The organism is Paenibacillus sp. 1-18 (assembly GCF_000520755.1).
Lineage (GTDB): Bacteria > Bacillota > Bacilli > Paenibacillales > Paenibacillaceae > Paenibacillus > Paenibacillus brasilensis.
In genome coordinates this window covers 33,893-48,819 of record NZ_ASSB01000066.1, presented here as the reverse complement: position 1 = coordinate 48,819, position 14,927 = coordinate 33,893, and the positions used below count along the sequence as shown (strand labels likewise).

The following is a 14,927-nucleotide window of genomic DNA, read 5'->3' as shown; positions in this document are numbered from 1 at the left end:
CCTTCGAATGCTTCGGCTACAGCTTCAGCTCCGGCCAAAATCGCCCGCTCCGCTTCCATACGCAGCATGGCCGGTCCTTTGGCCATATTTGAAGTGCCCATGCGCACCTTACGGTTGACCAAATCCGGGTGCGAGACATCCGCATTTACACCAACGTCCACAACCCTGACATCTGCCCCCGCATGGCGTGCAAGTACATTAATGGCCGCACCGCCTGACAACATGTTATACAGCATTTGCTGCGTGACCTCAGCCGGGAAGGCACTGACCCCCTCTTCACATACACCGTGATCCGCAGCCATGACCATCACGGTTTTGCGAGTAAATTCAGGCTTGTCTCCCCCTGTAATTCCTGCCAGCTGAATGGCCAGACTTTCCAACTTTCCAAGACTTCCCGGCGGCTTCGTTAATTGGTCCAAATGCTTAGCAGCGGCCGATGCAGCCACCTCATCCGGCGGGGTTATGCTATTAATTAGCTGATGCAGCTTTTCGCTCATACCTTCCACTCCCTGCTTCTTTTATATTGCTATAAAATCTCCTATTCATCTGCTGCCATCACGAGTACTCCTGCGCAGCAAAAGCTGTGGTACACCGCTATCTGGATGAGGAAGCATCACAGGCTCAACGCCGTATACACGGTGAATTCGCTCCTTGGTTAACAACTCCGCTGAGGCTCCCACCCCTTCAACCTTTCCATCCTTAAGCACAAGCAAATTATCGCAAAATTGGGCTGCCAAATTAAGATCATGTAGGACAGCAATGATCGTCACACCCGTTTCTTGCCGCCATTCTGCCAGCAGCTCCATAAACTCAAGCTGATAACGCAGGTCCAGGTAGGTTGTAGGCTCGTCCAGCAGCAATATTTGTGGCTCCTGCACCATCACCTTTGCCAAAGCTACACGCTGCCGTTGTCCTCCGCTCAGGCGATCCATTGCTCTGTCCGCCAGCGAAATAAGACCCAAGCGCTCCAGCACACGATCCGTGATAAGGTCAACATCCACACCCTTTTCCCTGCCCAGCCAGTCCTGATGAGGAAAACGTCCCATTTCTACGACTTCCCTGACTGTGTATCCCACGGGAGGAAGCCCCTCCTGTTGGAGTACGGCTATAATTCGGGAAAGCTCTTTTCTGCTGTAGCTGCCAACCTTTTTACCATAGATATGAACGCTGCCCGAGGTGGGCTGATCTACACCGGAAAGCAAATGCAGCAGGGTCGATTTTCCACTGCCATTCGGACCAATAATGCCCCACCACGATCCCTCATCTACGCTCCAGCTTATATTCTCTAACGCATGAAACTCTCCAAAAGCACGAGTCAAGCCAGTTGCCTCTAATGCCGAAGTACGCGTCTTCTGTGATCCACTTTGTTCTGTCACAGCAGTTCCCCCCTGCGCAGCTTTTTGTTCCGATACAGGAGGTATGCGAAGAACGGAGCGCCGACAAAGGCCGTCATAACACCCAGAGGGATTTCCGTTGGAGCCAACAACGTGCGAGCCGCAGTATCTGCCCAAGCCATAAAAATAGCTCCACCCAGCGCGGACAACGGAACAATCACCCGATAATCAGGACCTGTGACCAGACGAATGATATGCGGTACGACGAGTCCTACAAAACCAATGACTCCACATACCGAGACAGCGGCAGCTGTCAGCAGTGTGGATACGATCAGCACAGATAGTTTCGTGGCATCTACCTGAACTCCCATGTGAGCCGCCTGACGTTCACCCAAGGCCAGAATATTCAGCACCCTTGCCCGGTTCCACAAAAACACTAATCCTATGACCACATAAGGTAAAAGAATTCCCGTATATGACCAACCACGCAGACTGAGACTTCCCATCGTCCAGTACAATATTTCATTGACTGTTTCTTTCGACATGGCTGTCAGAAAGGAAACAACCGCACCCAGAAAAGATTGCATCACCACACCCGACAAAATGAGACTTTGTGTCGGAATCTTTCCACCTTCCCGTGCCAGCGTCAGCACCATCCACAGCGTGAGCATTCCGGTGAAAAACGCCACCAGCGGCAGCGTCCATATGCCAACAAATGAAAACTGAAGCCCCCAATAAATCAGCACCGCCGCTCCTACCGAGGCACCCGAGGACACTCCAAGCGTGTATGGATCAGCCAACGGATTGCGAAGCACTCCCTGAAATCCGGCTCCCGCCAGCGCAAGCGCTGCACCTACCAGCATTCCGAGTAACACCCGTGGTAGTCTGACCTTCAAAATAATCTGCTCCGAGGACGTATTCCAATCGGGTGTAAACGTCTCACCTAATCCCGGTAGATGATTAACCAGAATACCTGTGATTTGGCTGACCGGAAGCTTGGCCGAGCCCATGCCGAGACAGAGCAGCAACGTCAGCAGCAGCAAGGCCAGGCCTACACCTCCAAAGCCGATCAGTCTACGGTTCATTTGAAAATTTCAGGATACACGCCTTTGGCCACTTCCTTGAGACCTTCTGTCACGCGCGGACCCGGACGGCTGATCAAATTATCATCCACGGCAAAAACCCGGTTATTGCGAACAGCCGATATTTGATCCCATCCACTGCGGGCTTTGATAATCTCGCCAAGCGTCTGACCTGTTTTGTCGTCCTTGACACTTTTGCTGTACAAAATCACGTCTGGATTTGCAGCAATAATATTTTCCTCGCTGATCTGGTACCAGCCCTTCTGGGTCGCACCTACATTTTCGCCGCCTGCCAGTGTAATCAGCTCGTCCATAAATTCACCCTTGCCCACCGTCCAGCCAGGTGAAAACTCAACATACACTCGCAGCTTCTGGCCTTTGCCGATATTTTTAACACCGTCCTTCACTTCCGCTACATCTGCTCTCATCTTGTCGGTCACCGTTCTTGCTTCTTTCTGATGATCGGTGATTTTCCCATATAATTCGATGTTAGCTATGACATCTTCAACCGTTTTCGGTTCGGTTTTAAAAATCATAATTCCCATATCACGCAGCTTGGTGGTAGCCTGCTCACTAAGGGATATCCCTGCAAAAACGACATCCGGATTCGCAGCAATAATCGCTTCTTCATTCGGCTTCATAATACCGCCCATTTTGGGCTTTTTTGTCGCCGCTTCCGGGTAGTCGGAGTAGTCGGATACGCCGACTATTTCTTTATCCAGCCCGATCGCGAACAGCGCCTCGGTTTCTGCCGGGGAGACGGAAACGATCTTGTCCGGCGCTTTTTTGAACGTGAACTCCTGGCCTGTTGCGTCCTTAATCGTTAACGGGTAAACCGTTTTGCCCGGAGGCTCTTTTGCAGCCGCTGAATGTCCCGTCTGCTGCGAAGAAGCCTGATTTCCTTTATTTTCGGCGTTTTTTCCATTCGCGCCACATGCACTCAGTACAATCACTAAGACTAAAGCCAATAGACCTGTTGTCCAGACCTTTATTTTTTTTCCTGACATGCTTTACACCCCTCCATAAAAATCGTAAGAGCATCGCTTGAACATCATCCGCTAACTTTTAAATCCAGCCTCTTTCCCTTCAAAAAAACCCCGCATCCTTATATCAGGACACAGGGTCACGTTAGCGCAGATCATGCGCAGGCGGCAGCTTCTTCCGCATGGACAGTCACTGCGAACACGTCATCCTTTCCTCGAAGGATTATGGTGAGAGGCGGACGGGCAGGTATCCTGACTTATAGCAAGCTGCCGCAGCCCAAGTTCCTTTATATGCTTGACGGCACATAAAGCAGGGCTGATAGGCAATTACCATTTACAGTGGCGGGACCGCGCCGGATTCACACCGGCTTCCCTTTTAACAGCGAGTAGATGAAATTTCCATTACACTGCGCTGACCTCGTCTGCTGGATATTTGATGTAGTGTTAGTCAAGCCGTTCTTTTACTTGATGATTATAGGTTAAAAAGAGACTGCTTACAACCCAGACAGCCTGTTTACCAGTTCTCGTCTAGTGAATGAGAAAGTATCTTCGCCATGAACTTGTGTGGCTCTATCAGCCTCAACTGAATTCTCAATGCCTCTCCCGGCTTTGGATGTAAGCTCCAAAAACCGTGTCCCGGAATTAGCATATGAGCCAGCTGGCGAATGACGCCGCCATGCGTGACGACCAGAACAGAGGGAGGGGCATCAGCCAAACTTAATTGCTGAGGCTCCATAGCAATTCGCCACTCATACAGAGAGTCAAGAAATTCGTGCAAACGATGCTCAAATTTTGCCCAAGATTCCCCTCCAGGAGGCGTGATCCGTTGCGGCTCATCAATCCAGGCACGATACAATGCCACATTCTTAAGCATGTCATACGTTTTTCCGTCCCATTCACCAAAATCAAGCTCTCTCAGGCGTGGCTCCATAATAGGGGACTTGGCGGATAGAGTGCGTCCAGCTTTTAATTCTGATTCTGGCAAAATGATCTGTAGGGTCTGGCGACACCGCATCAAATCGCTGCAATAGATTCGAGCAAAGGACCGACCCTGCAGCTTCTCCCGCAAAGGCTCCAGTTCCTGCCCTGCTCCCGCTAGCAAACCAATATCTGTGTGTCCTAGATATCGACGCTCCCTGTTCCACAGGGTTGTGCCGTGACGTACCAGCACAAGCTCCAGATCCCATTGCGAATCTTCATTAACATGTCCGCATGCCTGTTTCTCCTGTTCCTTCAAAATGTATTTCAAGGTCCCGTCACTCCTCACTGCGTCCATTCCAAGGCAAAGCAGCCTGCGGCTCCTAGCAGACACAATCCAACAAACATGCTGGACACGGTGAACATCAGCCGGATTGTGTGCCGGATATCCTCCGACTCCATCGGTCGTATCCGATCGCCCATGTATGCACGAAAGGAGCGGACGCCGTGATAGACGTTAAAGCCTCCAAGCCGAATCCCCAGCGCACCGGCAACGGCCGATTCCGGGAAGCCGCTATTCGGGCTTGGGTGCAGACGAGCATCGCGCTTGACAGTGCTCCAGCTTCTTGCAGCATCATGCCGATGCATCCACGCCGCTACCATAAGCATAACCGCTGTCAAGCGTGCCGGAATGTAGTTAGCTACATCATCCAGCCGTGCCGAGGCCCAGCCTAAATGCAGATACTTTTCATTTTTGTAGCCAACCATGGAATCGAGCGTATTTACGGCACGATAAGCCAGCGCCAAGGGGGCCCCTCCGATCAGGGCATAAAAAAGCGGAGAAATAATCGCGTCAACGATGTTTTCTGCGACCGTTTCGACGGTACCGCGTACAATTTCAGGCTCATCCAGCTGCTGCGTATCCCGCCCGACAATCATACCGAGCTCCCGGCGTGCCGCAGGCAGGTTACCCGCCTGCAACTCGCGGTAGACTGCCATGCCCGCTTCCTTGAGTCCTTTGGAAGCAATCGTGGTTGCGATCAGAATGATTTCTGCACCAACAGACAGCCACGGGTGAACCCAGGCAAGCAAACGCAGCAGCGCCCAAGCGAGCGCAAAGGCCCCTCCCGCCACAATAAGTGGCAGCAGCAAGCCGGCGCGTTTCAGTCCACGGTCGCTGCTGACCTGACGGCGAATCGCCTTTTCCAGCGCTGAAATGACATATCCCATTCCGATGACCGGATGCGGCAGCCACCTCGGATCGCCAATTAGCCTGTCCAGAAGATAGGCCGCTAAGATAATCAAGCTAACTGTCACGCCAACGCTCCTCCTCCAGCACTTCACCCAATGCAGACAGCAGTAAGCCGTTGGCTTCCGCGTCCTTGACCGCAATCCGAAAATGGCTCGCCGTCAGCCCTGGATACATAGCACAGCTACGAATAAGAATTCCACGCTGTCCAAGCGCCTGCTGCACAGCCAATGCACTCCACGTTCCCGGCGCCCGTACCAGTACATAATTCGCTTCGCCGGGAATGACGCCGCAGCCCCATTCCGCCAACGCGGTCAGCAAACGGCTGCGTTCCATAGCAATCAGCTCCTGTGTGCGCCGCTCGTAGGCCTCCCCGCTTCGCAGACACGCCTCCCCAGCCAGCAACGCCAATCCGTTCACACTCCAGGTCACCTGTTTGTCTGTCATTCGCCGGATATAGTCTGGATGAGCAATTGCGTAGCCTAGGCGCAGACCAGGAATGGCATAGAATTTAGTCATCGACCGGATCAAAATCACATGAGGATACCGATCCAGCACAGGCAGCAGTGAAATTCGCCGCTCCAGTGGGATAAAATCAATGAAAGCCTCATCCACCACCAGCACGGTGCCCGTTTTGCCAGCCGCCTCTGCCAGCTCACGCAGCTCCTGCTCGCCATATTGCACACCGTTAGGGTTATTGGGCTGCCCCAAAAACAGTACATCTACCTGCTCCATGAGCTGGAGTATATCCTCCACGTCAGCCTTCCATTGCAGCGAGGCTTTGCCGTATACCCGGCTTACCTCGGCCCCGAATTTGCCTGCCAGCTCTGCATATTCTGAAAAGCATGGCTCCACCGTACCCACACGTTGGGGAGCCAATCCTAACAGCAATAAAGCCATGCTTTCAGCCGCACCGTTTCCGATGCTCAGCGACTCGGGTGGAACATACAATCGCCGTGCCAGCATATTTTTAAAATTCCGGTGCCCCGGATCTGGATAGCGAATCACAGTATCCAACGCGCTTTGCAGAACCTCTAGCACCTCGGGCGGTGGACCGAGCGGATTAATATTGGCGCTAAAATCCACAAAATCCGCAGCAGCTCCGCCAAATGTCGCCGCAGCCGTTTCCCTGTCTCCGCCATGACCGTAAACCTCTATCATTGCCTATCATCCTTTCCGGCCAATCCTGATCATTTAGCTCCATTATGGGGCTGTTTTTCGCGTCCCGTCAATGCAAATGAGCTTTTGTGTACATTGCTCACTTGGGTTACAATAGAAGATGGTACACGTAAAATTACACAGTTTGTATACGGAGGAATGGACATGCTGTTCATCGACAACCAGGGCATACACGATCCAGCCATTAATCTTGCCATTGAGGAGTATGCGCTCAAGCATCTACCGCTGGACGACAGCTATCTGCTGTTTTACATTAATCAGCCTTCTATTATTATAGGGAAGCATCAAAACACCATTGAAGAAATCAACGCCGAGTTTGTCAGAGGCAACCATATTCAGGTCGTTCGTCGCCTGTCCGGCGGTGGAGCTGTATATCATGACCTCGGTAATTTAAATTTCAGCTTCATTACCAAGGATAACGGGGAGTCCTTTCATAATTTCCTCAAATTTACGCAGCCTGTTATTGATGCCCTGCGCCAAATGGGTGTGGAAGCCGAAATGACCGGACGCAACGATCTTCAAGTCGGTGAACGCAAAATTTCGGGAAACGCCCAGTTTGCCACACGTGGACGCATGTTCAGCCACGGTACATTGATGTTTAACCTGAATCTGGACAATGTGGCTGCATCCCTGCATGCTAACCCTGAAAAATTCAAATCCAAAAGCACCAAATCCGTCCGCAGCCGCGTTGCTAACATCAGCGAGCTGATGGATCGTGAAATGACGATAGAGCAATTTCGTGAGGAACTACTGCGTTTCATATTCGGAGTAGAGCTGGATCAGGTACCCCAATATAAGCTCACCGATTCCGATTGGGCTAAAATTCATGAAATTTCCAAAGAACGCTATCAATCCTGGGACTGGAATTATGGTCAATCCCCGGAGAGCAATATCAAGCACACCCGCAAATTCCCGGTCGGTATTATTGATATCCGCATGGACCTTAAGGAAGGCCATATCCGTGACATTAAAATCTATGGTGATTTCTTCGGTGTGGGCGACGTTGCTGATATTGAAAATATTCTGCGTGGCAAACGCTATGATGAAGACGAGGTTCGTCAAGCCTTGTCCTCTCTCGATTTGAAGCATTATTTTGGTAATATTGAGCTGGACGACTTTGTCGGGCTTGTATTTTTGGAAGACTAACAGCTACTTTTTCCTATCGTTTCAAACCAATACTTCAGTGGTTATAAGGGGACAGGCTCTTATAGGGGTCGTCCCCTTTTATTGTGATATTGTGATATTGTCATTTTGAATATTATGAGATACAATTTTAGCATTGCCCCATGATAGAGATAAAGGAGAGATTACCGATATGTATAAATTAATTGCTATTGATATTGATGATACACTTATTAACGATCAGAAGGAAGTTACTCCAGCGACACAACAGGCCTTGGAAGCTGCTGTAGCCAAAGGTGTTGTGGTTACGCTCGCCACCGGACGAGCTTACGCTTCCGCACATAAAATTGCCCGCCAGACAGGATTAAACGTGCCGATCATTACGTACCAGGGAGCTTTAGTCAAAAACCTGCTGGACGAAAACGTGCTGTATGAGCGTTATGTTCCACTCGTGGCTGCACGCCGCCTGTATGAATTCTGCGTGGAACGCAATCTGCATCTGCAAACGTATATAGATGACAAATTGTACACACGTGAAGATAATCAGAAAATTAAAGATTACACCGAGCTGAACAACACGGAATATTTTGTAGAGCCTGTGTTCAGTAAAGTTATAGAGCAACCTGCTCCTAAATTGCTGATTATCGACGAGCCAGAAGTATTGGACGAATTGATTCCCGAGCTGCGCGAACTGCTGGGCAATGAAGTGCATATTACAAAATCCAAGCCTCATTTTCTGGAAATTATGCATCATGAGGGTACCAAGGGCCACGCTCTTACCTTCCTGGCAAAACATTTTGGCTGTGAGCTGTCGGAAACGATTGCCATCGGCGACTCCTGGAACGACCATGAAATGCTTGAATGTGCTGGTCTCGGCATAGCCATGGAGAACGCTATTCCTGATTTGAAGAAGCTGGCTGATTACATCACTACCAGCAATAATGAAGACGGCGTCAAGCATGCCATCGACAAATTCGTACTCAATGTTGAATAAGCAAAAAAGTGACTTTTAACGAGATACTTAAATAAAGGATCACAACAACAAAGCCTCCAAACGTCGCATGTTCAATAACATACGACAGTTTGGAGGCTCTTTACGTCATATCACATAATAACTAACGGCTTCAAATTATCAGATAGCCGAACGTAGCTTTCGTCTGTTCACCAGACGGATGATTCCGTTGTTCATACACATCAATCCGATCACAATGAGCAGCACCCCTGCCAGCATCCACCAGCTTACATGCTCTCCATATAAAAAAGCCCCCAAGCCTACAGCAATCGGTGGTGAAATATAGAGCCATGTTGTCGGAAAGAGTGGATTCGTACGAGCCATGAGCCAGTAGAATAGCGTCTGCGCAATCATTGAACCGAACAAGATCAAATACAGGAGAGAACCCATGGCAGGGAGTACATTCCATTCCCCAGAATTCCAAGGCTCTGTCAAAGCTGACAGTACCAGCAACATCCAACCACCATGGAACATTTGCGCTGCATTCAAGGCAATCGGATTCGTATCACGAAACGCATCCATGACTCGCTTGGAGTAAAGGGCCCCTCCCGAATAACACAGCTCACCTAGCAAAATGACTATGCAACCCGCAAGCCACAAACCGCTAATCTGAACCACCAATCCTGGCAGTACCACCAGCACGACCCCGAGAAAACTAATCATGCAGCCAATAAGCGTAATTCTCGTCGTTTTTTGCCGCAGTAGTGCGGACTGCATCAACACAATCATCATCGGTCCAGTGGCTGACAAAATAGCACCGATCCCCGAGCTGACATATTGCTCTGCCCAATACAGTGCTGAAAATGTACCGAAGGTTGTTCCAACTCCAATCAGCAGCATTTCCTTATGCCATAATAACGACCACCGAACCTTTCCCGATAGTCTCATCGCAATAAACAAGATCGCTCCTGCTGCCAGAAAGCGTGTGCCTGCTGATAGGAATGGCGGAAGCCCGGCTTCCACCCCCACTTTTATAGCCAAAAATGTTGTGCCAAAAATAAGACACATAACTGTAAAGGCAATACCAATCATGATACTTCCCTCTCCCTTCTGTTACTCACAAGCATACAAGGAGACAGACAGAACAGATGTGTAACCACAGAACAGTTGTAAGCGATTTTGAAGTGATGTATAGTACAATACACACAAAAGGAGCGTGGACAGCATGGGCAGGAACAACAGCGAATTACTCTTTTCGACGACCGATCAGGCCTTAAAGCTGTATGAACAGGTCATTCACTATGTAAATGTGCGGATTGATCGCGGGGACTGGCCAGCCGACGTTAAATTGCCGTCTGTGCGAAGCTTGGCTCAGGAATTGGGTGTGCATCGGTTAACCGTCTTCCGGGCATATCAGGAGTTAAAGCAACAGGGACGTATTTATGTAAAGGATAAATCAGGGTACTACGCTCATGCTTCCCATGCAAATACATTGAAACCATTAGCCGCCTACTCGGAACGTTCATCCACCAAACAAGGCTTACACTCGGAATCTGCCTACGCGGCAGACGATCCGTCTGTTTCCGCCTGGAGGGGAATGGACGGGCTTACCCGTGTCCAATCTGTGAACGCCGATTTCCAATTTTCCAAATCATTAATTGATCCCTCCCTTCTGCCTAACCGATATTGGGGAGAATTAATGATGCAGGTTTTTGAAAAGCATCCGAAAGTGGCGGCTACCTATTCTTCTGTACAAGGGGATGCTGAACTGCGTGATGCAATGGCCCAGCATTTTAGTGCGGATAAGCATTTTGCCTTATCAACAGACGAAGTACTGATTACCTCCGGCGCACAACAAGCCATTGATTTAATTTCCCGATCTCTTCTGCGTACAGGGGACCGTGTATTAATCGAGCGTCCTGCCTATGGCCCCGCTATGGAAATATTCCGTAGACAAGGTGCACGTCTGACTACAACTGATATTCGCCCGGAAGGTTATGATATGGATCAGATTGAATGGTGCATGAAAACAGAAAAGCCGCGTCTCTTTTATATGAATCCGACATTTCACAACCCGACCGGCTTTACGGTACCCGACGAGCAGCGCAAACGACTGCCTGAACTGGCCGAGCGCTATGGCTGCCTCATTGTCGAGGATGACAGCACCTATGACATCAGCTTTGGGCAAAAGCCCCCTTCCCCGATTTTTGCCTATGATATCTCGGGAAGCGTCGTCTACATTCGCAGCTACAGCAAATATGTAGCACCCGGTCTGCGCATCGCAGCCGTGACCTGTCGACGTCAGCTTATGGCCAGCCTGCTGAGCGTCAAAGCGTTGGTGGACAATGGATCGCCACTGCTGAATCAAAAGCTGTTTTTACAATACTTTCAATCTCCACGTATGCAGCAGCATATCAAAAAGCTATGTATCGCGCTCCAGATTCGCAAGGAAACGATGGAAGACAGTCTCCGCGAATCAGGCTGGACATGGACCAGTCCGTCAGGGGGACTCAACCTGTGGCTCCAGCTGCCTTTTGCGTTGAAGCCCAATGAACTGCTTGCCAAAGGCATAGAAGAGTCCGTCTCCTTTGTACCGGGGAACGTATTTGATCCCGTTGGCGCGGAGGGTAAAACGCATGTGCGGCTGTCCTATTCATACGCCAACGAGCAGCAAATCAAAGAGGGCATCTCCAGACTACTCTGCATCAGTCGGTCGATGTAATGGAAATTGCTATTCCAACGGCAGACTCATGCCGGTTTGCGCCAAGCAAATCCCTTCCCGAAGCCCGTAGTTGCGTGTGACATCCACATCATGGGACATATGTGTAAATACCGTACGATCAGGCTCAAGCCTGCCTATAAGCTCCTGAGCCTCGAGCATGTCATATACCGAGCGGGTCGAATACTCGGCCTCCTCATGATAAAAGCTCGTTCCCAGCACGAGCAGATTCAGATTATGCAAGGGCAGAATCTCTGCCTCATTCAGTCCAATCGAATCGGAACAATAGGCCCACGAGAAACCATCCTTTTCCAGTCGATAAGCGTAAGCATATCCGTTCTTCCCGTGATTTACACGCCAACCTCGGATATTCCACCCGGCAAGCTGCGCTCCCTGATCGACAGGGATAAGGTCCAGATGTCCAGGCAGCCAGGAAAATTGACGCAGAATTGTGTCAATCACTTCCTGTGGAGCATACAAGCGGCCTCTATTCCCGGTCCAGCGACAGGCATCTGCCCATTCCGGCAATCCTCCAATATGATCAAAATGCGCATGTGTAACGAGGATCGTACGGATAAAGCGAAGCCCCCGTAATTCTAGCTGTCTGCGCCAGTCCGGACCACAATCAATCATAAAGTCCTCCGTATCGCTTTCGATCAGCACAGAAGATCTCAGCCTTACATTCGCCCCAGTCGAGCGTGCCTCTGTGCATACGGGACAATCACAATATACACGCGGAACACCCATTGCATCCCCCGTGCCAAGAAAAATAAGCCGATTCATGAATTAAACTCCTATCTATCTGAATGGTTGTCGTATTACTATTATAGCGAACACACCGATTCTGCGTAAATCGTCTGCGTAAATTCTTCCACCTCCAACGCCAAAAGGAGCATGCCCTAAGCCCTGAAATCAGGCCGGACATCCCCTCATGCGTAATTATTCTACGTTTAAATCACTATAGGCATTGGATCTTTCTTCAGGCGGTTTTCCACCATCCAGCTCGACTGATCATTATACAGATAGGCCCGATGTACCAGCACTCGCACCTGCTGACCAGGCTCCAGAGTAGACTTCTCCAGCGAACGGTACGTCATAAGCCGTTGATCTCCGACCTGCACTTCAACCATCCATTCACTTCCCCGGAAATGCAAATGCCTCACTATGCCTTCCTCGGTCGCTGACAAAAGCGCAAACTCTTCACTTGGCCCGACATCAATATACTCCGGCCGGATCAAGGCACGTACTCCTGATCCAGCAGCTTCCTCGAAGCCCTTAAGGCTGGACGCTTGTTCAATCACTGTCGACTCACCAATAAAAGAAGCAACGAACGGCGTCCCCGGCTTTTTATAAATATCCCAAGGCGTTCCCTTCTGCTCCAGCCTTCCTTGATTAATAACCATAATTTCATCCGCCACCTCAATCGCCTCATCCTGATCATGAGTGACGAAAATGGAGGTAATGCCCACCCGCTCAATCAACTCCCGCAGCCAGCTTCGCAGCTCTTGGCGAATCTTGGCGTCAATGGCCGCAAAAGGCTCATCCAGCAGCAACAATTGAGGCTCCGGCGCCAAGGCACGCGCAAAAGCAACCCTCTGCCGCTGCCCACCTGATAATTGATGCGGATAACGATGCTCGAAGCCTTTGAGTCCTGTCAGTTCAACCAGCTCTGTGACTCGCTCTTTGATATGGGCTTTGGAGCTTTTTTTCACTTTTAGACCAAAGGCAATATTATCGTACACGCTCATGTGCTTAAACAAAGCATAGTTTTGAAAAACAAATCCGATTCCGCGCTCCTGCGGGGCCAGCTCATTCACTCTTTTTCCGTGAAAATGAATCTCTCCGGCATCTGGTTGCTCCAGCCCTGCCAAAATGCGTAAAATGGAGGTTTTTCCGCCACCACTCGGACCGAGTAAACCAATCAAATGGCCCTTCCGAATATCAAAAGATACGTCCTTTACCGCATGAAAATTACCGAAATGCTTGTTTAATCCCTTTACTTCCACATGCATATCCGTACACTTCCTTTCCGCTTCTGAACCTGTTCAGGAACAGCAGCAGCCTTGCTTTTTGCAAAGCGCGTACCTCATTTGAGATCACTTAATTAATCCAATGTCTATACTATGTTTTTCTTATGTGATACTTTATCAAAGGAAAGCTTTTGTCGTCAACTCTATATATTAGGTTGAGAGCTAAAAGGGTAAAATATGAAGAAGAAAGGAGATGAAATCATCATGCTGCATACTTTAGAGTTATCTACTACACGGCGAGATGAAATACGTGATATTACACGTGAGGTTGCTTCATTGATCGAAAAAAGTGGGGTTCAACACGGAACCGTACTCATCTATTGTCCACACACAACGGCCGGAATTGCCATTAATGAAAATGCTGACCCGGATGTCAAACATGATGTGATACTAAGACTGGATGAGGTTTACCCGTGGGAACATCCCCAATATCGCCATATGGAGGGAAACACGGCGTCCCACCTTAAATCCATCACAACAGGCCCCTCTCAGACTGTCATCATCCATGATGGAAGGATGCTGCTAGGACGCTGGCAAGGAATTTATTTTTGTGAATTCGATGGACCACGCAGACGACAATACTATGTAAAAATCATGAAGGGCTGACGGCCATAAAGAAAAGACGATGATGTTCTCCTCCTGGATTCATCATCGTCTATTAAATTCTTAGTCGCTTTCGCAAAGTAACGTAATGATTAGTCACCGTCTTGAAGTGCAAATACCCAGAAAAGCACCCTATAAGCTCATGGCCGAGGCGTATGATTGCAGGTACGCTCATAGGTGTCTACACAGCAGCTTTACATGTGCTAAAGCAGCAGGTCTGATTTCTTCAAAGGTTAAACCATCTTGGATATAAAATGACACAAAGCCGTGCATGGATAAAAACAGACTTTTCGGTACCCACGAACAATCTTCCTCCGAGTGTCCCTGACCACTCAATTCCTGTAGGATCATAGACGCAAACAATTCCACACAACGGTTTTGCTCTGTACGACAATATGCAAGCAATTCTTCATCGTGCATCATAAACATAATTTCGTACTGATATGGATTTTCCAAGCCAAAACGGATGAATTCCAGCATCAAGTATTCCAGTCTGCTCAAGCCGCCCTCAGGCGTACCTGTTGCTGATTGCAGCAAAATTCCACGCAATGTATTAAAATCCTCAATTACAATGGCGTAGAACAGTTCAGCCTTCTCTTTAAAATGATAATATAACGAACCATGACTGTAACCCAGATGCTGGCCAATGCTGCGCATTGAAATCGCACGGTAGCCCTTGGTAATAAACAAGTGCCTGGCCGCTTCCAGAATCCGCCCTCTTGACAACTCCTGTTCCACTGCTCTTCTAGCCATATT

Annotated in this window: 15 protein-coding genes and 1 riboswitch; of the genes, 4 read left to right on the top strand and 11 right to left on the bottom strand. The window is 49.4% G+C overall.

Translation table 11 applies throughout. From position 1 onward, the window contains the following. From L693_RS0104380 to cobD, 7 genes are all read right to left on the bottom strand, one after another. The coding region (locus tag L693_RS0104380) for a nicotinate-nucleotide--dimethylbenzimidazole phosphoribosyltransferase (protein WP_025716228.1) at nucleotides 1–497 on the bottom strand (497 nt) is incomplete at its 3' end. 45 nt (nucleotides 498–542) lie between these two features. Next, on the bottom strand, nucleotides 543–1,376 hold the full coding sequence (locus L693_RS0104375; RefSeq protein WP_025716227.1) for an ABC transporter ATP-binding protein: 834 nt from the start codon (nucleotides 1,374–1,376) through the stop codon (nucleotides 543–545). After that, nucleotides 1,373–2,419, bottom strand: coding sequence for a FecCD family ABC transporter permease (locus L693_RS0104370; protein WP_025716226.1), 1,047 nt, complete (start codon nucleotides 2,417–2,419; stop codon nucleotides 1,373–1,375). Before L693_RS0104370 ends, L693_RS0104375 begins: the two co-directional genes overlap by 4 nt. Further along, entirely contained in the window at nucleotides 2,416–3,423 is a 1,008-nt protein-coding gene (locus L693_RS0104365) for an ABC transporter substrate-binding protein (protein ID WP_025716225.1), read from the bottom strand. Before L693_RS0104365 ends, L693_RS0104370 begins: the two co-directional genes overlap by 4 nt. A gap of 202 nt (nucleotides 3,424–3,625) precedes the next feature. Next, nucleotides 3,626–3,835, bottom strand: a riboswitch (cobalamin riboswitch). A gap of 78 nt (nucleotides 3,836–3,913) precedes the next feature. Further along, on the bottom strand, nucleotides 3,914–4,675 hold the full coding sequence (locus L693_RS0104360) for a histidine phosphatase family protein (protein WP_081752079.1): 762 nt from the start codon (nucleotides 4,673–4,675) through the stop codon (nucleotides 3,914–3,916). After that, nucleotides 4,663–5,634 carry an adenosylcobinamide-phosphate synthase CbiB gene (cbiB, locus tag L693_RS0104355; RefSeq protein ID WP_025716223.1) on the bottom strand — a complete coding sequence of 324 codons (972 nt, stop codon included), beginning with the start codon at nucleotides 5,632–5,634 and terminating at the stop codon, nucleotides 4,663–4,665. Before cbiB ends, L693_RS0104360 begins: the two co-directional genes overlap by 13 nt. After that, a complete protein-coding gene (gene cobD / locus L693_RS0104350; protein ID WP_025716222.1) occupies nucleotides 5,624–6,727 on the bottom strand; it encodes a threonine-phosphate decarboxylase CobD in 1,104 nt (367 codons plus the stop codon). Before cobD ends, cbiB begins: the two co-directional genes overlap by 11 nt. Nucleotides 6,728–6,889: 162 nt before the next feature. Here cobD and L693_RS0104345 point away from each other — a divergent pair, with 162 nt between their 5' ends. Next, nucleotides 6,890–7,891, top strand: a complete 1,002-nt coding sequence (locus tag L693_RS0104345) for a lipoate--protein ligase (protein ID WP_025716221.1) — start codon at nucleotides 6,890–6,892, stop codon at nucleotides 7,889–7,891. A 169-nt stretch (nucleotides 7,892–8,060) separates the two neighbouring features. Beyond that, nucleotides 8,061–8,861 (top strand): Cof-type HAD-IIB family hydrolase, encoded by an 801-nt coding sequence (locus L693_RS0104340; protein WP_025716220.1) that lies wholly within the window; start codon nucleotides 8,061–8,063, stop codon nucleotides 8,859–8,861. A gap of 138 nt (nucleotides 8,862–8,999) precedes the next feature. Here L693_RS0104340 and L693_RS0104335 read toward each other — a convergent pair whose 3' ends face one another. Then, nucleotides 9,000–9,911 (bottom strand): DMT family transporter, encoded by a 912-nt coding sequence (locus tag L693_RS0104335; protein ID WP_025716219.1) that lies wholly within the window; start codon nucleotides 9,909–9,911, stop codon nucleotides 9,000–9,002. A gap of 133 nt (nucleotides 9,912–10,044) precedes the next feature. Between L693_RS0104335 and L693_RS0104330 the strand changes: the two genes are divergently transcribed. Next, a complete protein-coding gene (locus L693_RS0104330) occupies nucleotides 10,045–11,541 on the top strand; it encodes an aminotransferase-like domain-containing protein (RefSeq protein WP_025716218.1) in 1,497 nt (498 codons plus the stop codon). 9 nt (nucleotides 11,542–11,550) lie between these two features. Here the strand turns inward: L693_RS0104330 and L693_RS0104325 are convergent, their stop codons facing one another. Further along, nucleotides 11,551–12,321, bottom strand: a complete 771-nt coding sequence (locus L693_RS0104325; protein WP_025716217.1) for an MBL fold metallo-hydrolase — start codon at nucleotides 12,319–12,321, stop codon at nucleotides 11,551–11,553. 167 nt (nucleotides 12,322–12,488) lie between these two features. Further along, nucleotides 12,489–13,550, bottom strand: a complete 1,062-nt coding sequence (locus L693_RS0104320) for a sulfate/molybdate ABC transporter ATP-binding protein (protein ID WP_025716216.1) — start codon at nucleotides 13,548–13,550, stop codon at nucleotides 12,489–12,491. Between the two features lie 222 nt (nucleotides 13,551–13,772). Between L693_RS0104320 and L693_RS0104315 the strand changes: the two genes are divergently transcribed. Continuing rightward, on the top strand, nucleotides 13,773–14,174 hold the full coding sequence (locus L693_RS0104315; RefSeq protein ID WP_025716215.1) for a secondary thiamine-phosphate synthase enzyme YjbQ: 402 nt from the start codon (nucleotides 13,773–13,775) through the stop codon (nucleotides 14,172–14,174). 168 nt (nucleotides 14,175–14,342) lie between these two features. On the opposite strand, the gene L693_RS0104310 is transcribed toward L693_RS0104315, so the two are convergent. After that, nucleotides 14,343–14,924: a TetR/AcrR family transcriptional regulator gene (locus L693_RS0104310; RefSeq protein ID WP_025716214.1), complete on the bottom strand. Its 582-nt coding sequence runs from the start codon at nucleotides 14,922–14,924 to the stop codon at nucleotides 14,343–14,345. Between the last annotated feature and the right edge of the window lie 3 nt (nucleotides 14,925–14,927).